This window comes from Caloramator sp. CAR-1 (assembly GCF_030546345.1).
GTDB classification, from domain to species: Bacteria; Bacillota; Clostridia; order Clostridiales; family Caloramatoraceae; genus Caloramator; species Caloramator australicus.
In genome coordinates this window covers 1-18,663 of record NZ_JAUONW010000044.1, presented here as the reverse complement: position 1 = coordinate 18,663, position 18,663 = coordinate 1, and the positions used below count along the sequence as shown (strand labels likewise).

19 protein-coding genes are annotated in these 18,663 nt (G+C 32.4%); 2 read left to right on the top strand and 17 right to left on the bottom strand.

From position 1 onward, the window contains the following. Positions 1-323 precede the first annotated feature (323 nt). Both Q3V94_RS11875 and Q3V94_RS11870 read left to right on the top strand, forming a co-directional pair. On the top strand, positions 324-491 hold the full coding sequence (locus tag Q3V94_RS11875) for a hypothetical protein (protein WP_303527992.1): 168 nt from the start codon (positions 324-326) through the stop codon (positions 489-491). Next, on the top strand, positions 492-2,096 hold the full coding sequence (locus tag Q3V94_RS11870; RefSeq protein ID WP_303527990.1) for a recombinase family protein: 1,605 nt from the start codon (positions 492-494) through the stop codon (positions 2,094-2,096). 6 nt (positions 2,097-2,102) lie between these two features. Here Q3V94_RS11870 and Q3V94_RS11865 read toward each other — a convergent pair whose 3' ends face one another. The 17 genes from Q3V94_RS11865 to Q3V94_RS11785 form a co-directional block, all read right to left on the bottom strand. Then, positions 2,103-2,537: a DUF86 domain-containing protein gene (locus Q3V94_RS11865; RefSeq protein ID WP_303527987.1), complete on the bottom strand. Its 435-nt coding sequence runs from the start codon at positions 2,535-2,537 to the stop codon at positions 2,103-2,105. Continuing rightward, positions 2,518-2,967 (bottom strand): nucleotidyltransferase domain-containing protein, encoded by a 450-nt coding sequence (locus tag Q3V94_RS11860; RefSeq protein ID WP_303527986.1) that lies wholly within the window; start codon positions 2,965-2,967, stop codon positions 2,518-2,520. The genes Q3V94_RS11865 and Q3V94_RS11860 overlap by 20 nt, the downstream gene beginning before the upstream one ends. A 34-nt stretch (positions 2,968-3,001) precedes the next feature. Beyond that, positions 3,002-3,334: a hypothetical protein gene (locus Q3V94_RS11855; protein ID WP_303527984.1), complete on the bottom strand. Its 333-nt coding sequence runs from the start codon at positions 3,332-3,334 to the stop codon at positions 3,002-3,004. A 4-nt stretch (positions 3,335-3,338) separates the two neighbouring features. Beyond that, positions 3,339-3,740 carry a hypothetical protein gene (locus Q3V94_RS11850; protein WP_303527982.1) on the bottom strand — a complete coding sequence of 134 codons (402 nt, stop codon included), beginning with the start codon at positions 3,738-3,740 and terminating at the stop codon, positions 3,339-3,341. A gap of 22 nt (positions 3,741-3,762) precedes the next feature. Beyond that, positions 3,763-4,296 carry a Uma2 family endonuclease gene (locus Q3V94_RS11845; protein ID WP_303527980.1) on the bottom strand — a complete coding sequence of 178 codons (534 nt, stop codon included), beginning with the start codon at positions 4,294-4,296 and terminating at the stop codon, positions 3,763-3,765. Between the two features lie 31 nt (positions 4,297-4,327). Continuing rightward, on the bottom strand, positions 4,328-5,998 hold the full coding sequence (locus Q3V94_RS11840) for an AAA family ATPase (RefSeq protein ID WP_303527978.1): 1,671 nt from the start codon (positions 5,996-5,998) through the stop codon (positions 4,328-4,330). A 91-nt stretch (positions 5,999-6,089) separates the two neighbouring features. After that, complete coding sequence (locus Q3V94_RS11835; protein ID WP_008908773.1) at positions 6,090-6,713, bottom strand: mannose-1-phosphate guanylyltransferase; 624 nt, start codon at positions 6,711-6,713, stop codon at positions 6,090-6,092. A gap of 55 nt (positions 6,714-6,768) precedes the next feature. After that, positions 6,769-8,691, bottom strand: a complete 1,923-nt coding sequence (locus tag Q3V94_RS11830; RefSeq protein WP_303527976.1) for a PAS domain S-box protein — start codon at positions 8,689-8,691, stop codon at positions 6,769-6,771. A gap of 124 nt (positions 8,692-8,815) precedes the next feature. After that, on the bottom strand, positions 8,816-9,244 hold the full coding sequence (locus Q3V94_RS11825; protein ID WP_341350040.1) for a CAP domain-containing protein: 429 nt from the start codon (positions 9,242-9,244) through the stop codon (positions 8,816-8,818). An 89-nt stretch (positions 9,245-9,333) separates the two neighbouring features. Then, complete coding sequence (locus Q3V94_RS11820) at positions 9,334-10,737, bottom strand: glycosyltransferase (RefSeq protein ID WP_303527974.1); 1,404 nt, start codon at positions 10,735-10,737, stop codon at positions 9,334-9,336. A 5-nt stretch (positions 10,738-10,742) separates the two neighbouring features. Further along, entirely contained in the window at positions 10,743-11,855 is a 1,113-nt protein-coding gene (locus Q3V94_RS11815; protein WP_008909773.1) for a HEAT repeat domain-containing protein, read from the bottom strand. Positions 11,856-11,865: 10 nt separating this feature from the next. Beyond that, positions 11,866-13,335 (bottom strand): response regulator, encoded by a 1,470-nt coding sequence (locus Q3V94_RS11810; RefSeq protein WP_008909772.1) that lies wholly within the window; start codon positions 13,333-13,335, stop codon positions 11,866-11,868. A gap of 77 nt (positions 13,336-13,412) precedes the next feature. Further along, positions 13,413-13,889 carry a hypothetical protein gene (locus Q3V94_RS11805; RefSeq protein WP_008909771.1) on the bottom strand — a complete coding sequence of 159 codons (477 nt, stop codon included), beginning with the start codon at positions 13,887-13,889 and terminating at the stop codon, positions 13,413-13,415. A 16-nt stretch (positions 13,890-13,905) separates the two neighbouring features. Then, complete coding sequence (locus tag Q3V94_RS11800) at positions 13,906-15,180, bottom strand: ArsB/NhaD family transporter (RefSeq protein ID WP_303527969.1); 1,275 nt, start codon at positions 15,178-15,180, stop codon at positions 13,906-13,908. A 120-nt stretch (positions 15,181-15,300) separates the two neighbouring features. Next, a complete protein-coding gene (locus tag Q3V94_RS11795) occupies positions 15,301-16,047 on the bottom strand; it encodes an ATP-binding protein (RefSeq protein WP_303527966.1) in 747 nt (248 codons plus the stop codon). 102 nt (positions 16,048-16,149) lie between these two features. Continuing rightward, on the bottom strand, positions 16,150-16,938 hold the full coding sequence (locus Q3V94_RS11790) for an undecaprenyl-diphosphate phosphatase (protein ID WP_303527962.1): 789 nt from the start codon (positions 16,936-16,938) through the stop codon (positions 16,150-16,152). Positions 16,939-16,940: 2 nt separating this feature from the next. After that, positions 16,941-18,305 carry a S41 family peptidase gene (locus tag Q3V94_RS11785; RefSeq protein ID WP_303527960.1) on the bottom strand — a complete coding sequence of 455 codons (1,365 nt, stop codon included), beginning with the start codon at positions 18,303-18,305 and terminating at the stop codon, positions 16,941-16,943. Positions 18,306-18,663 lie beyond the last annotated feature (358 nt).

Genomic DNA, 18,663 nt, shown 5'->3' with positions numbered 1-18,663 from the left:
TATTAACATAAATTGAATACTTTATAAAATTTTTTGATTATTCTACAAACTTAAATCATATAACTCTAACAAATCTCTAGCATATGATGTAATTAATTCTATATTAAGCTTATATTATATTAATAGTGATGACACTTGGAATGAGATTATTATATCTGAAAAATTATAAATGAAATAAGTCAAGCCAAAACAATAGATAAAAATAGAGATAAAAATATATTCGTATTCTTTGTATAACCTTATAGACAAAATCATTATTACCCATGATGGTAAGACTGAAATAAAGAGTCCTTATTTTCATAGCAATCTTTTTGGTGGGGGTTATGTCAAATCAAATAATTATAACGTCAAGTGAAAATCCCAAAAGATTAAATGAATTATATACTCAAGCAGTTCTTGATCTTATTAAATCAAGATTTTCTACAAGCCTAGATGAAATAGATTATTTAATCGAAGTTCTGAAAGAAGCAAAAAAACAGGAGGATGTGTAGGTGAAGGTCGCAGCAATATATTCAAGAAAATCCAAGTTCACAGGAAAAGGCGATTCGATAGATAATCAAATTTCTATCTGTAAGGACTATCTTGAAAAGATAGGAATAACAGAGTATTTAATATATGAAGATGAAGGCTTTTCGGGTAAAAACATAAAAAGGCCTGAATTTCAAAGGATGCTAAAGGATGCAAAGGCTAAAAAATTCGATGTCCTTATATGCTATAGGCTAGATAGAGTCAGCAGAAACATTGCAGATTTTGCCCACCTTATTGAGCTTCTATCAAAGCTTGGGATTGAGTTTATCTCGGTTTCAGAGCAGTTTGATACCTCAACTCCAATGGGAAGGGCAATGATGTATATAGCCAGCGTATTTGCTCAGCTTGAAAGGGAAACTATAGCCGAAAGAATAAAGGATAATATGCTTGAGCTTGCAAAGAGCGGAAGGTGGCTTGGAGGGGAAACCCCTACAGGATTTAAAAGCGTCCCTATTATATATACCGATAAAGACGGCAAACAAAGGAAGATGTTTAAACTTGAACCTATTAAAGAGGAACTTGAACTTGTTAAACTTATATTTGAAAAGTATCTTAAGTATAAGTCATTAAGTCAGGTTGAAAAGTATCTTCTTCAAAACAACATCAAAACCAAAAGGGGAAAAGATTTTGTTAAGATGAAGATTAAAACGATACTTAACAATCCAGCCTATGTTAAAGCAACTAAAGAAGTTTTTGACTACCTTGAGGAAAAAGGGATTACAGTTATAGGGGAGCCTAATGGGAAACAAGGTCTTCTACTCTACAACAAAAGAAAAGGCAAAGGAGAGTTTAAGGATATGAATCTTTGGGTGTGTGCCGTTGCAAAACATGAAGGAATTATTGAAGCTAAAGATTGGCTTGAAGTTCAGCGCACCCTTGAAAAAAACAAAGAAAAGGCCCCAAGGCTTGGCAAATCAAAATCAGGGCTTTTATCTGGCCTTTTAAGATGTGCAAAATGCAGCAGCGTCATGAAGGTTACCTACGGAGTGTTAAATAAAAAGACTAATGAAAGGCCCTACTATTATACCTGCACTTTAAAGCTCAATTCAGGCAAAACAAGATGTGATAATAAAAATGCAAAGGGAGAGGAAATTGAAGAAGCTGTAATTGAAACTTTAAAGGGACTTTGTCTTGATAAGAAAAAACTTATAGATGAGCTTTTAAAATATAAGGAAAGTCTCTCATCTAAATCCATAAATGAAGAAATAGAAAGCATAAACATGAAAATAAAACAAAATGAAAAATCAATAGATAACCTTACAAATACCCTTTCACTAACAGAAGATTCTAATTTATCTAAAGTTCTTCTTCAAAAAATAGACTCCCTTTCAAAGGAAAACTTAAACTTAAAGAAAAAACTTCAAGAACTTAAAGATACTCATCAACTTGAAGTTACAAGGAAAAGGAAAATCGATGAATTCGTAAAATCTATGGAAAGGTTTGAAACCCTCTTTGAAAGTGCATCCTTTGAAGATAAAAAAATGCTTCTTAGGGACATAATAGATACAATTTATTGGGATGGGGATAATGGAACAATTGATATTAAATACAAAGAGGCAGGTGATTAACCTGCCTTAGTGATTTTCTTCAAGCCATTTTGTAATATATTGTGCAAACACTGCAAAATCGTCTAGTCTATTTTTTAATACATCAAGAATAATATCCTCATCAACCCTTGTATAGTCGTGAACAAGTATATTTCTAAAGGATGCCATTCCTACAATTTGTTTTGCAAACTGCTCTGGGATAACGCCTTGTTTGTATAAAGTTAATATAGTTTCCCTGTAACTGTCTGGCCTTTCTAAGCCTAAAGAGGATATTATAATGTTTGCAATGTCAAGAACGCATTCTACACATATGTGTATTCCCCTCTCAATTCCCCAATATCTTATAATATCTTCCTTAAGATTTTCTTTATTAACCTCAAAGGATGCTTGCTTTAAATGCAATAAATTTTTCTGAAGCTCTCTAATTTTAAAATTTATCAAATCAACTATATTTCTTGTCACTTAAATCACCCCATTTTTCCTTAAAAACCATGTCCATTATTTCCTTTTGCCTTCTTCTGAAAAACTCCATATCCATATATTCGTCCATAGCCCTTGCTTCAAATAAGACTCTTTCATCTTCGCTTATTTTATAGATATTTTTACCGTATTTTATTACCTGAAACTTTAAGACCTCATTTGCATCGTTTAATATAACAAGGTCGATATCGTCCCTTTTAAAAATATCCATAAACTCTCCTATCAAGTTTAATTTATCGAAGGGTGAATATGCACCCATTAAAACTGCAATATCAAGGTCGCTATCCTTTTTATTGTTTCCCTTTGCATAGGAGCCAAAAATATATATAAGTTTTATGTCAAACTGGGAAAGTAATTTATCGATATTCTCCTTGAGAATATTTTCTACCTCTTGTAAATTACTTTGAATCATAAACTTCACTCCAAAAATATTTTCATAAATTTGTCTAATCTTCAAGAATACTTTCATACTTTAACCATGAATATAGCCTGATGCTCAATTGTAGAATAGCCATGACAGTAAAAACATAAAAATCCGTAAATAATCCCGACAAACCTGCTATACCAAATAAAACCGTAACTATATTTGATACTAAACCATTAACTGGTTTTTTGCTTAAAAAGAAATTCTCTTTGGCTCTCCTAGCAAAACATTCAGAGTGGTATGCATTCATAACAAGGAAATCATAAGCTACTACTAAATCATTTTTATCATTAATAAATCTTTTACAATGGTTGCATATAATAAACTTATTTTCTCCCATTTTAACCTCACCCATAAATTTATTTTGAATAGATTATAGTAGCATCATCAAATTCGTAAGTCAAAATCCTTTCTTTTAATTTTATTGCAATTTCTATGCGTTTTTCGAAAGCAATATCGCCAGTATTATTCCTGAAGGCAATCAAAACATCATATATTTTTTTATCTTTATCATAAGATACATTATGAAATGCATATAAAAGCCCTTGTTTTTTATGTTCATCAAAAGCATCCTTTATCTTCACAAGCTTTTCTTTGTTTTGATAATGTGAGATATTGCCTGCTAAAGCATCCTTGATTACATTATTAATACACTTTTCTGGAGTTGTGTTTTTCAAAGTTAGCTTAAAACCAAGAATTAAAATATTTAATACAAGTAAAAGAATAAAAAACTTTATAATCGGCGGCATTTTCCTACCCATCCCCATCACCCCACAGTATCAATCACTCAAATATTTTTTTAACCTCAATTTTTGTATTTCCAGTTGATAAAATTATTTCTCCATTTTCATCATATACATCTGGTCTTCCATATCTATCGTTTTCTAATCTAAAAACCGTTACTGTCTTTTCTTCTGGCCTTACCATCCAGTATTCCTTAACCTTAAACTTTTCATAGAGATTAAATTTTTCTATGGCATCTTTACTTGCAGTTGAAGGTGAAACAACCTCAACGATAATATCAGGAGCCCCGATGCAGTATTTTTCTTTTATCTTACTTTCATCACAAACAACAAAGACATCTGGTTGAACTACATTTTTAGAGTCCATTGCCGACTCGTTGTTTTCTACAAGTAATACATCTAATGGCGAAACAAAAACACTACATTCCTTTATTGAATTTTTAAGGGCAAAGTATATATTCCCAACAACTCTTTGATGAAGAACGGATGGTGATGCTAAAAGATAAGGCACTCCTTCTATTAATTCATATCTATGCTTTTCATCCCATTGTAGGTAATCCTTATATCGTAACATTTTTCACATTCATCACCCTTTACATTTTTTATTATTCTACAGCCACCATAACCTTTTTGCCCTCAAACACAATTGCCAGTTCTAAAATATCACTAATCCCTAATTCTATTAATTCACTGCTATAGTTTTTGTTTTTTATCTGCTCTAGTGCATTTTTTGCTGCCATTTCAAGGGTTTCCTTTTTTCTTGTGTTTACCTTCTTAAATTCAATTACAATCCCTGGTTTTGATTTATCCTTTGGAATCATCATTATATCATATCTTCCTAATCCGCTTTCCCTGTTAGATTTTATATGATAATCTCCCTCCATTGAAATTAACATTCCTAAGACCAATGCATGGAAAAACCTTTCGCTTTCGCCTTCTATGTCAAAATAACTTGCACTCTTTAGAACATATTCTCCTAAAATATCTTCAAATGTTTCTATGTCTTTATTAATAAGGCTATTTAGCATCAATTCAAACTTATTTATGCTTATATTATCCGTTATCCAAGATAAGATGACTTCCTTATAAAGATACTTAACCTCTAAATTTGGAATCTCTAAGTAGCAATAAATTTTCCCATCCTTAAGGTATTTTTGGCAAATCTTCAGATAGCCGCTGTAGAGAAGAAAGCTCCATACGCTCTCAGAACTTTTATCGACATCAGGAAGAATGATATTCTCGTCAATCCTTTTATATATTTTTTCACCTTTTATCAAATCCTCAAGGTCCTTTTTAACCTCCTGTCCACCTTTTGTTAGAAGCATTTTAACAATGTCGTTTGTGCTTGTATTAATCCAATAGGGTCTTAAGCCTTCATTGTGATTAGAGGTATAGTATAAAACAGACCAAGGATTATAAATCACATCCTTTCCAAAAAGATACCCGTTATACCATCCTCTAATATCATCCATCTTTGATTCTAAGCTGTAGTAATCTAAAATTTTTTCTACTTCCTTTTCAGTAAATCCAAAGTATTCGCTATACTGGTCATTTAGCATCGTATTGACCTTTAAATTGTTAAGACCTGAAAAAATGCTCTCCTTTGATATTCTCAATATCCCTGTTATAACCGCCTTTTCAAGGTATGGATTGTCCTTAAGCCCTCCACTTAAAAAATTTCTCATAAATTCAATGATTCCATCATAAAATCCATTAAGATATCCATTTTGAATCGGAACATCATATTCATCAATTAAAATTACTACCTTTGATTTATGGTGCCTATATAAAAATTCGCTCAAACTCAAAAGGCTCTTTGAAAGCTCTACATCGTCTACTTCTCTTTTTATTATTTTTCTTATCTCCTCCTTGTTATGTTCCGACAATTCGCTGCTATCAAGCAGATAGCTAAAGCCTTCATAAAGTTTACTTACAAGTATCTCGAGCCCCTTTAGTGTGCTCTCCCACCTTGAATACTTTTCATCCTTAAAGGTTAAATATATTACAGGGTATTTCCCCTGCCTTTCCATGATATCCTTATGCTCATATATCTTTAAGCCTTCAAATAAACTTTTATTGTCGCCATTTATATCAAAAAAATATTTTAACATACTCATGTTCAAAGTTTTTCCAAAGCGCCTTGGTCGTGCAAACAATAGAACCTGAGCTCCATCTTCAAGTATTTCCTTTACAAAAAGGCTTTTATCTACAAAATAATATCCATCTATTATTAGGCTTTTAAAATCGCTAATTCCCAAGGGGATTCTTCTTTTCATAATATCCCTCCAAAAAAGTGCCTTTTATATAATTTTACCATAATATAAATACAAATAAACAAGCATATTAATCCATAATATGACAGCCAGTTTATCGCACTTTGGTAAGTCGTGGGTCTGCACGCCATACGAACATACCGCTGTTCCATAGAAAATTTCCCTTTTCAATTAAAGATGCGGCAACGTCTACGTTTGGCTTTTCTATAAAGCGTTTAACCTTGTAAACTCCTTCCTCTATCGTATCACCAACTTCTATATATCCGTAGCCTGATTCCGGCCTTGTGGGGTTTATTCCAAAGGTTACAAGATAATCCCCATCCTGTGCAACATCTATCGCCTTTACGATTGCCCTTTCAAACTCCTCCTGTCCTTCTATGACGTGGTCGGAAGGCAGAACAACCATTGTGGCTTCAAAGTCCCTCTTTAAAAGTTTTATTGCAGCAAGGCCTATGCATGATGCCGTTTCTTTGTTTAAGGGCTCTTTAAATATATTGGAGCTTTTAATTTTTAAAATTTCATTTATCTTATCGACATAAATATTATTTGTTACAATACATATCCTGTCGTTAGGGATTATGTTGGATATTCTTTCAACGGTATTTTCTATCATCGTCTTTTCGCCAAGGACCTTGAGGAACTGTTTGGGTAAATTTTTTCTTGATTTTGGCCAAAACCTAAGTCCTAAACCACCGGATAATATAACTGCATATATCATAAAAAATCCCCCCGCATATTTTTATAATATGCATCGGGGGAATTTTGGTTACAGATTATGAATAAATATCTGAAAACTCGATATTGATTCTTTCAACATAACCATTGGTTATACTTCTATCAACTAAACTTATATCTTTTGTTTCTATAGTCTTTGCAGGAAGAATTACAGTAAATTCGCTTCCCTCTCCTTCCTCACTTGTTGCAGCAATTTCTCCATCATGCATTTCAACTAAAGCTTTAACAAGGGAAAGACCTATTCCGCTTCCCTCATGATTTCTGCTTAAGGATTTATCTACCTGTCTAAACCTGTCAAATATTAATCCTAACTTCTCCTTTGGAATACCAATTCCAGTATCCTTAACTGATATTTTAACATACTTCTCATCGTTGCTTATATTTACAAATATACTGCCTCCTGCATCCGTGAACTTAATGGCGTTTGATATAAGATTTAAAAGTATCCTTTCTATTTTATCCGGATCCACAGCTATTACTCTTTCTTTTCGATCCGTTTTAAAAAATATTTTTAGCCCGAACCTTTCAACATAATCCACAACTGATGACACAATGTTTTCAGCAAGCTTTATTATATCCACATTTTGTGGATGAATTTCAAAATAGCCTGAATCAATTTTGGTTATATCGATAAGATTATTTACAAGGCGTAAAAGTCTATAGCAGTTTTGTTTCATCATCTTAACATACTTTGATAATTTCTCCTGGGTTTTAATATCTTCATTATTTATATAGATTTGCATAAGCTGGACAGCACCCAATATTACATTAAGGGGTGTTCTTAGCTCATGGGATATATTTGCAAAAAATTCACTTCTTACCCTTTCAAGCTCCATAGCCTCATTGAGTATCATCCTGTTCCTTTCAAGTTCCTTCTTTTGTCTCAAATCCCTTATTACAACTAAGGATACAATCTCCCCATCCAAATCAACAGGTGTTGCTGCAACTTCAACGTCAATGATATTCCCATCCATATCTATTATTTTTTCTTCAAGCCAAGGTAAGGTTACTCCATTTTCATAGGTCTCCTTAACCCTTTCCATTACAATTTTCTTAAAATCATCGTGCAAAAAGTCCAACATAGATCGACCTACAAGATTTTCAACCTTTACTATTTCTTCTGCTGCCCTGTTAGCATATAATATAAGTCCATTTTTATGGACGATTATAGGGTCCGGCATCAATTCAAAAAACTTTCTATACTGCTCCTCCTTTTTCTTTAATTTTTCTTCGTATTTTACTTGAGCAGTTACATCAAATATCTGCCATATTCTACCGTAAACATGTTTATCTTTATAAATCATCTTTGTGTAATATTCATAAACTTTACCATCCTTGGTTTCAAGCCTTCCATTTCTTATCCCTTTACTTTTAAATATACCTTCTAATCTATTAAAAAAAGTATCCGGATCCTTTAAATTATTCCTTGTAAAATCTAATATTTTTTCTGCTGCACATTGTTCACCTTCAATTCTAAACATTTTTTTGAATAAGCTATTCATTTCTAAAATATTTTTATCGTCATGAACACAAATTCCACCCTTTGTGGATTCGATGATGGCTTTAAATTTTTCTATGTTTTTGTCCTTTTCCTTTATTATTTTCTTTCTATCCTCTATATCCCTTAGAACACCATATAATCCGCTTAAGTTTCCCTCTTGATCAAAAAAAGGACTAAAGATTGCCTCCACCCACACAAAATTCCCTGTTTTTATCCTCACCCTGCACTCTACCCTTTTGCTCTCACGGGTTTGAATAGCATACATTATTTCAGAAAAAGTTTTTTTCAAATCATCTTTATAAATATAGTCGACTATATTATTCCCTACTACATCTGATGGAGTATATCCTAATATTTTTTTTATATTACGAGAAACGTAAATAATATTCCAAAAATTATCTATGAAGAAAAAAACATTTTGCATTGCCTCCAAAAGTTCTTCAAGATATATGTTAAACATATCCCCCACCCCTATTTAACGTGTCAATATCTATAATTCTACTAAAATTTTCATTTTCCTTCTAAAATTTGTAAAAAATTTATGGAAAATTTATGCAAAAAGGTCGCTATCCGTCGATAGCGACTTATGGTCTTATAAACATCTGTGTCCAGTATAGCCTTCCTTTAGAGTCTTTTGCAACTCCAACACCAATTTGAGTAAAATTAGGATTTAATATATTTCTTCTATGGCCAGCAGAATTCATCCAGGCATTCATAACCTCCTTTGGAGTTTTCTGTCCCATCGCTATATTCTCACCTGCAGCTCTAAATCTTATTCCAAACTTTTTCATCATATCAAAGGGTGAACCATAGGTTGGGGAATAGTGGGAAAAATATTTTTTATTTATCATATCCTGCGACTTTATCCTTGCAACTTTACTAAGCTTAACATTTTCACTTAAGGGCTTTAAACCTACTTTGGCCCTTTCAACATTAACAAGCCTTATAACTTCCCTTTCAAAGGTCCTTGTATCCTGATAAGATTTTTCCTTTGCAAAAACCGCCGGGCTCAAAGAAAGAAAAATTAACAATATACTTAAGCTCTTAAATAGCCTTTTCAAAAAAATCACCTCCACGCTTATTTTGCGTAGAGGTTTTCTTTTTATGCGGATTTAGTAAAGCTAGTTCTTTTTATTTTACCCCAACTATGCTTCAATCGTCTAAACTTAAATATTCCTTCAAATCTATAAAGACTTGTTAGCTGCCTGTAACCGAAGTTTTCTAAAATTGCATATAAAGTAAGCTTTAAAACCTGGCTAAGATAAGGATATCTATTAAAGGTATATTCCTCAAGCAATATAGCACCAATAGATAAAAGTATTCCATAAAGAACAGCTGCTGCAAAGAATAAAATAAAATATCTTACATTTAAAATTCCAAAAATATATGAAAGAGGAATTAAAATATATCCAACAACTTCAATTATAGGGCCTAACATTTCAAAAAAGAAAAAGTAAGGATATGCATAAAGGCCTATCACACCATATTTTGGATTAAAGAACATTTCCTTATGTCTAAAAAGGGAATCCATAAGACCTATCTGCCATCTTCTCCTTTGGCTTTTAAGGTCCCTTAAATTCTCTGGAGCCTGAGTCCAGCAAACCGGATCCGGAATAAATTTAATTTTATACTTTCTTTTTTGTTTTCTCATGAACTTATGGAGCCTTACGATAATCTCCATATCCTCTCCGATTGTTCCTGTTGTATATCCTCCAACTTCAATCGCCACATCCTTTCTAAAGGCACCAAAGGCACCGGAAACTATAAGGAGGGAATTTAGGGCATCCCAACCCATCCTGCCTGTTAAAAAGGCCCTTAAATATTCAATGATTTGAAACAGGGCAATCCTACTCTTTGGAAGATCAACTTTTTGTATAAGCCCCCTTCTAATTTTTGAACCATTAGCAATTCTAACTATTCCACCAACAGCAACAGTTTCCTTATCCTCTATAAAAGGCATTATAACCCTGACTAATGAGTCGGTTTCTAATATAGAATCTGCATCAATTGATGCAAATACAGGATATCTTGAAACATTTATTCCTGCATTTAGGGCATCTGCCTTTCCTCCATTTTCCTTATCTACTACCACAAGATTAGGAATATCTAAATTTCTATATACTCCCTTTATTTTTTGTGTTTTTAAAAGGGTTCTTACTGGCTGATCGATTAATTTAAGTTCAAAGGATTCTATTAGTTTTTCTAAAGTATTATCCTTAGAACCATCATTTATCACAACCACTTCAAACTCCGGATAGTTAAGATACAAAAGGCTTTTAACATTATCTACTATGGTTTCCTCTTCGTTATATGCAGGAACTAGTATAGAAATAGGAATCATATTGGAGGATTTTGTATAATTTTGATAATCAGAATAGCGAATTTTTCTTATATATCTGTATAAACTAAAGGCTGAGAGAATAAGTTGAAGAAAATATATAAAGTTAATAGATATAACATAATATATGATAAAAATATTAAATTTTAAAATTATCTCTCGAATCATTATCATCACCCTTTATATTTTTCTAGGATGTTTGCAAGCTTTTCTTTTTCATAATTTTTATCGTCCCCTGCGATGTGTTGGGCTGCATATAGTATTATGTCCTTTGCAAACCTATCTTCACCCTTCATAACCTCATCGATTGCGTCAATACCACCGGGAATTTTAATAAGAGATATTGCTGCGTTATATCTTACAAACCACACTTTATCGGATAAAGCCTTAACCAGTGGAATTACTGCCCTCTCATCCGAAAATCTTTCTAGAACCTTGGCAGCAACTGCCCTAACCTCCCAAGTCTCATCCTCAAGGCATTTTATAATTTCATCAATAAATCTAACATCCGCAGTATTTCCAATAAGCTTTATCGCTGCAATCTTTTTTTCCTTGTTGTCCTCTTTTAAAAACTTTACTGCAATTTCATTTAAAGAAATGTCCATAAAGTTGGAAGCAGATTTTATAAAAATTGATGCAAGGTAATTATCCTTTGAGTTGAACATCTTTTTATAAACATACTGCTTGTCTCCTTCAAAATCATCTATTATCTCAATCAAGCTCCTTTCGGATAATAGTATATTCCCACTAAGACTTTCAAAGGCTTTAATAAAAGCTTTTTCATCTCCTATTTTAGAAAGGGCCAAAAAAGCATTATATTTAACATCCGTAGATTCTATCTTTAAAGCTTCTAAAATTCCTTCTATTGCCCTTTTGCTTCTAAACTCCCCAAGCTTTTTCAAGGTTAGGGAAACTTTATATATATTTTTGGATTTTAAGTTTTGTAATTCTATATCTACGATTCCTATATCTTCTACGAGCTTTATAAGCTTTTTAATAATTTCTCCTTTATAAATGTTAAAATAATATATTATCCTTCCTTCGAAAAGATCCATCTTTATCTTATCATCTATTATTCTTTTTATTTCTTTAATTTGATTTTCAGTTACAATTCCCTCCTCGAGATTTAAAACCAAGTTATCAACAAAATCAAAAATATGATCTTCGTATTTCTTTCTTAGTCTGTATTTGATTAACTCTATTATTTTTTCAAAAAGTAGATAGAAATAAAGCATAAGAATAAAAATAGAGAAAACAATTATCGATAAAATAACAAATCTTTCCACACTATCACCACTAACCTATTAATTTTTTTATTCTAATATCAAGCTCAACGGGTGAAAAAGGCTTTGTCACATATTCATCAGCACCTGCATTTAAAGCCCTTTGGACATGAGATTCTGATTTGTGCCCCGATAAAACTATAATTTTTACGTTTTTATTTAGTTTCCTTATCTCCTTAGTAAATTCATCGCCATTCATTCCAGGCATATAAAAATCAGTAATTATAAGATCTATGTCCTTATTGTTATTAAATATTTCAAGAGCCTCTTCGCCATTTTGGGCAGTCAAACAATCGTAACCCTTATTTTTATATCTTTTATTCAATATAGATAAAATTATCCTATCATCATCAACGATTAATATTCTTTTCTTATTATATTCTACTATTTGTTTTGATGTTAATACCCTTGCACCGCCCTCTTGTTTTGCCTTTATAAGGGCCTTTTCTGCAAGGCTAAAGAGCTCATCGATGTCCTCCATATCCCTTCTAAACTCTGCAATACCTGCTGAGAAGGTTAAGTTTACTCCATATTTTTCCCCAAGTTTTCTTATCTCCCTCTGCATTTTATCGGCAAGCATTAGAACTTCCAAAAGGGATCTGTTAAAAAACATAAAGGCAAAGGAATCGCCATGAACCCTGTAGATTATATCGCTATTTGCTGTAAGTTTTTTGAATACCTGAGCACTCTCCTTTAGAATATCATTTCCTTTACTTTTTCCTAAGGATAAATTTATTTTAGCCATGTTGTCAAAATCAAGAAGCATGAATAAAAAGGTATCCCCTGCATTTTTAACCCTTAAAAATTCTTTTTTTGAAATTATATCGCCATGATACCTTGAGTAAACTCCGGTAAACACATCATAGATATTGTTTTTAATATAGGTGTTAGAAAGTCTATATATATTTTTAAGTTTAAGCAAAACCTCATCCACATCAAAATTTTTTTCAATATAATCAACTACACCTAAACTTAAGAAATATAATTTTTCTTCTTTAGAACCTTTACCAAAGGCAACAACAGGCATCTTTTTTAGGATTTCTTCGTCGTTTAATATATTTAAAGTAATAATCCCATGACTTTTTAAATCATTATCGATTAATATAACGTCTGGTCTTCTTGAATAAATATAATCAACAACTTCGAAATCATAGTTTTTAATAGAAACTTTAAAACCCTCTAATTTAAGGGATTTTATAAGCTCACTAAAGGAAGGTTCATCTTCTGTGATTATTAAAAATTCATCCTCCCTTAAAAAATATTTTTGAATAATATCTATGCATTCTTTAATGACTAAACTAGCTTTGTCTATATCAAAATCAACAAGTAAATTCAAAAGAGCTTTATGAACTTCAAATAAGGCATTATCCTCCGCCTCCTTTGAAAGAATTGTAATTCTATCTAAAAGCTCCTCCTTCTTGATTTTATCAAAATCTTCTGTTAATCTATTAAAATCTTTTAAAAATTCCTCCATCCTTTTCATCTTATCACCCTCAACACAACTCTTAGTATTATTATACTATTGAGATATAAAAAAAGTATAGGAAAAATCCTATACTTTTATAAAGTTTCTGGATCCTTTTTGAAGTAGACCCTTTTGTCCTCGGTAGCACTATTTTTTATTCTGTCTCTAACCCTTTCTATACAATGGTCTATATCATCAAACATCTTTTCATCTACAATATAATAGAAAAATAAATCCTCTAAATTTCTTGCCGTTTCTAAAATCTTCTTATTCAGCTCTAAAAACTTTTCAAACTTTCCACTTTTTATAACATTTTTAAACTGTTCAAGGTCTATTTCAATCATCTCAACCACATCCTTAAGATCTTCAAAAACACCTGCAATCATAGGATACGGCTTTACCCTTTGAAGAAAGTATTTTTCCTTAGCATTTATGTTATATGCATAGCTAATTTCATATCCTTCAATATTAAATTTCACAAAGCACTGCTTTCCAATAAAGCAGACAACATTTGCCCCCATTTGCCTTAGGAGCATCTCATGCATCGTTTCTTTAACATTAATCTCCTTCATACCCACACCCTCTTTTCTATCTTAATTGGAATAAAAGTAAATAGACAGTTGATATTATTATTGAAATAATCATAAGTGGAAAACCTATTTTAGTAAAATCCTTAAAGGTGATTTTATAGCCTTCCTTTTCCATAATTCCTGCAGTAACGACATTGGCAGAGGCACCAATTAATGTTCCATTTCCTCCAAGGCATGCCCCAAGGGAAAGTGCCCACCAAAGAGGAGTTATGTTTATTCCTCCAATAGCCCCAAGTCCCTTTATAAGAGGTATCATTGTTGCAACAAAGGGTATATTGTCAAGGAAGGCTGATAGGATTGCCGATGCCCAAAGGATTACAAGCCCCGTAAATATTAAGTTCCCTTTTGTAAATTCAATTACAAGTTTTGCAAGCATTTCTATTACTCCAACCTTTTCAAGGGTTCCAACTATGATAAATAGCGATATAAAGAAAAATATAGTTGGCCACTCAACTTCAACTAAAATTTCATCGATTTCAATCCCACTAATTAAAAGAAGAATTGTAGCACCTGATAGGGCAACCGTTGAAGATTCATAGCCTAAATGCTCATGGAGGAAAAATCCAAGTATTATAAGAAATAAAACAGTAAGGCTCTTTACAAGAAGTTTTCTATCTACAATTGCTGTTTTTTCATCTAATTCCATTATATATCTTTTTAGTTCATCTTCAACATGAAGTTCTTTTTTATAAATAGCTCTAATTATATATACGCTGACTATTAAAATAACTATTATTGGTGGTGTTAAATTAATAATAAAATCCATAAATCCAAGCCCTGCCTCTGAACCTATCATGATGTTTGGCGGGTCACCTATTAAGGTTGCTGTTCCACCTATATTAGAAGCCAAAACCTCCGACATAATGAAGGGTATGGGACTTAGCTTTAATAATTTTGATATAACTAATGTCACTGGAATCATAAGAAGGATGGTTGTAACGTTATCCAAAAAAGCTGAAAGAACTGCCGTCATGATACCAAATAGGATAATAATCTTCATCGGATCCCCCTTAACCATTTTAGCAGCCTTTATGGCAAGATATTGAAAAAGTCCTGTCCTTTTTATTATCGCAACCACAATCATCATTCCAACTAAAACCCCAACGGTGGTATAATCTATAAATTCGGTTGCATTACCTTGATCTATTATTCTAATAATAAGAAGAACCATAGCTCCAATCATAGCAGCAACTGTCCTGTTTATTTTTTCTGTAACGATGAGGACAAAAGTAATTAAAAATACTGCAATGGAAATCAATTGTATAGTGTTCATAATCTCCCTCCTTAGTGCCTGCCACTTGACTTTTTGACATTTTGACATTTCCAGTTTTTGCTACATATCCTTCTTTAAACAAAAAAATTATACCCCTCTTGGGGGTATTTGTAAAGAAAATTATAGATATTCCCTTTGTAATATTTCACCATCTACGCTTATTGTAACAACTTTAACAGGTATATTAACGCCTGCCCTGTCCCTTGCTATCCTTGCTGCCATAGCAATTCCGCTGCAGCATGGAACCTCCATCTTAACAACTGTAATTGACTCTAAATCGTTGTTTTTAATAATCTCGGTAAGCTTTTCTGTATAGTAGTCGTTATCATCAAGCTTTGGACACCCAACAACAACAGTTCTGTCCTTTATAAAGTCGTTGTGGAAGTTGCCATAGGCATAGGCTGTGCAATCTGCAGCGATTAAAAGGTCTGACCTATATAGATACGGTGCAGATGGTGACACAAGTGCAAGCTGCACAGGCCATTGTCTTAGCTTTGATGCTACCTTTACGTTTTCATCCTTTACCTCTCTATTTATCTGCCTCATCATGCTTCCAGGGCATCCCCCAATGTGGTGATGAGCATTATGATGAGCAGGCTTTTGGTTTTTCCCGTGATTTTCGTTTTCCATTCTGCTTAGATGCTCTTCAACCGCCTTTTCATCGAATTCATCGGCTTCCCTTTCTATAATCGTTATAGCACCCTGTGGGCAGTGTCCAAGGCATGCTCCAAGTCCATCACAAAAGCTATCCTTAACAAGCTTTGCCTTTCCGTCAATGATTTGAAGTGCTCCCTCTGCACAGTTTGGAATACAAAGTCCGCATCCATTGCACTTTTCTTCGTCTATGTGAACAATTTTTCTAATCATAATAAAACCTCCCTTCAAATTCTAAGTAGATTATACATAAGTTTTTTAAAAAATTTATGTGATTTATGTCATATTTACATAAAAAAGTAGCACTATATAGTGCTACAAAAGTTCAACTATAAGAACTATTATTGCAAGGATGATTCTATAATATGCAAAGGGCTTTAAATCCTTCTTTTTAATATACCCCATAAAAAGCTTTATAACAAGCAGTGCTACGATAAAGGATACTAAAGTTCCTACAAAAAGGGTTATCCATTCTATTGAGCTAAAGGCAAGGCTGGATTTTAAAAGCTTTAAAACTGATGCCCCAACAAGGGTTGGAATTGCAAGGAAGAAGGAAAACTCAGCCGAAACCTCACGGGAAAGCCCAATAAGTAAACCTCCTATTATCGTTGAGGCTGACCTTGACATTCCCGGCCATAGGGCAAGGCATTGAAATAATCCAACCAGTGCAGCATCGGTATATCCCATTTTATCCGTATCATTTATTCTAACCCTTTTTAGCCTATTTTCAGCAATAATAAGAAGTATGGCACCAAATATTAGGGCAATAGCAACCGATGTGGGATTAAATAGATATTGATCAATCTTTTCTTCAAACAAAAACCCTAACACTGCAGCAGGCAAAAATCCCACTACAACCTTAAACCAAAGGGAATAAACCCTTTTAGCCTGTTTTTTATCGTCAAAGCTTGGGAAGATTTTATTCCAAAAATAAAATATAACTGCAAGTATTGCTCCAACCTGTATTACAACGTCAAATACATTTGCAAACTCACCTGTAAAATTTATATATTTGTTGGCGATTATAAGATGGCCTGTTGAGGATATAGGCAAGAACTCTGTAAGACCTTCTATTATGCCAAGTATTATAGCCTTTAAAATCATGTTTATGCTCCTTTCTTCATTACTGAAACGGCTCTAAACTTTATAGTATATGAATAGCCCTTTTTAGTTTTAACCTTTGCAATATAAGCTTTATTTGTAGCCAGTTTTTCTATATTTTGCTTTATCATTGCAACTTTAACATATTTATCTGAAGTTCCTTCATAGTATTCCTTAATATAATTATTATTTAAAAGGAACATAAATGCATCATAATATTTTTTATTGTTAAGGAGGCTTTTATTTATTTCATAGTAATAGTTATCAATTTTAACCATAGCAAAGCCGCGTTTATCATTAGTTTTTGATTTTCCCATAAGTATTGCAGCAATATTTAACTGCATATCGGCATCCTTTACAAGAACGTCTGGAGTTATTCCTACTTTATTGATTTCTTTGTCAAGAGGAGAATAAAATTTTTGTATCGTAAGTTTTAACATTCCTCCATCGGAAAGGGGAACAAAACCTTGAACTGTTCCTTTTCCAAAGGTTTTGTTACCTACTATAAGCCCCCTTTTATAATCCCTAATTGCTCCTGTTAAAACTTCAGAGGCTGATGCACTGTTTTCATTAACAAGGATAATAACTCTTTTACCGTTAAAAATCTCACTATCCTGTGATTCTAATTCTTCTGTGTAGTCTTTACCCTTTAATAAAACTATATTTCTCTTTCCAACAAAATATCCACCTATTACCCTTGCAGTTTCCAAAAATCCACCTGGATTATTTCTTAAATCTATTACAAAACCATCTAAATCAGAATTTTTTTCTACGTAATTCCTAAAGAAAGAATCTGTATCTTCACCAAAGCTTGAAATAGTTATATATCCAAAGTTATGCATTCTTTTAAATTCAACTGTTGGAAGAACTATTTTTCTTCTTGTCACTGAAAACTCTAAAACGTCTGTTCCTCTTTTTACCTTTAAATTAACTACTGTTCCTTCCGGACCCCTTATTAGCTTTACTGCGTTTTCTACCTGAAGGCCCGCAAGGCTTGTCCCGTCAGCTTCTATAATAACATCCCCACTTTTAAGTCCCACTTCCTTTGCAGGTGAACCTTCAAATACTGTCATTATCTTAATGCCTTCATCAACCCTTTCGATTTGAACTCCGATGCCTGAAAAGGTATTGTTTACACTGTTTATAAAATCATTAAATTCTTCTTTAGTAAAATACTGAGTATAAGGGTCATTAAGAGCCTTTATTACATCATAAACATTATCTGCCTCTAATGCGCTTTGTGGAACATCATCGACATAGTAATATTTTAATATTTCCTTAACCTCATCAACCGTCGCTGCAAAGGCAGTTACATTAAAAGTAATAAAAATAATAAGACTTAATAGTCCAGTCCACAACCTCTTTTTCATATCATCAACTCCTTCAAGTGCCAGGCACTTAATATTTAAGTTTTTTAAAATTATAAATCTTTTTTGGCCTATAAGTCAAATCTTAATTTTAAGTGGATAGTGTCAAGATATTGTAGGTTAATTTTTATAGACAACCCCCTAAAATGTTTAAAATCAAGACTTTCGTAAACTTTTAAACTTTAAATTATATTTTCATATTTAATTGATTTTAATATCTTATACATTGGCGTTACTTTTCCAATATTTAATATTGTTATATTATTTATTCCTTCTCGTGAAGAATTATTTATTCTTTTAATTGTTTCTTTTATCTTCTTTTTATTTAATCTAAATGTTTCAATATCTTCCTTGTATATAC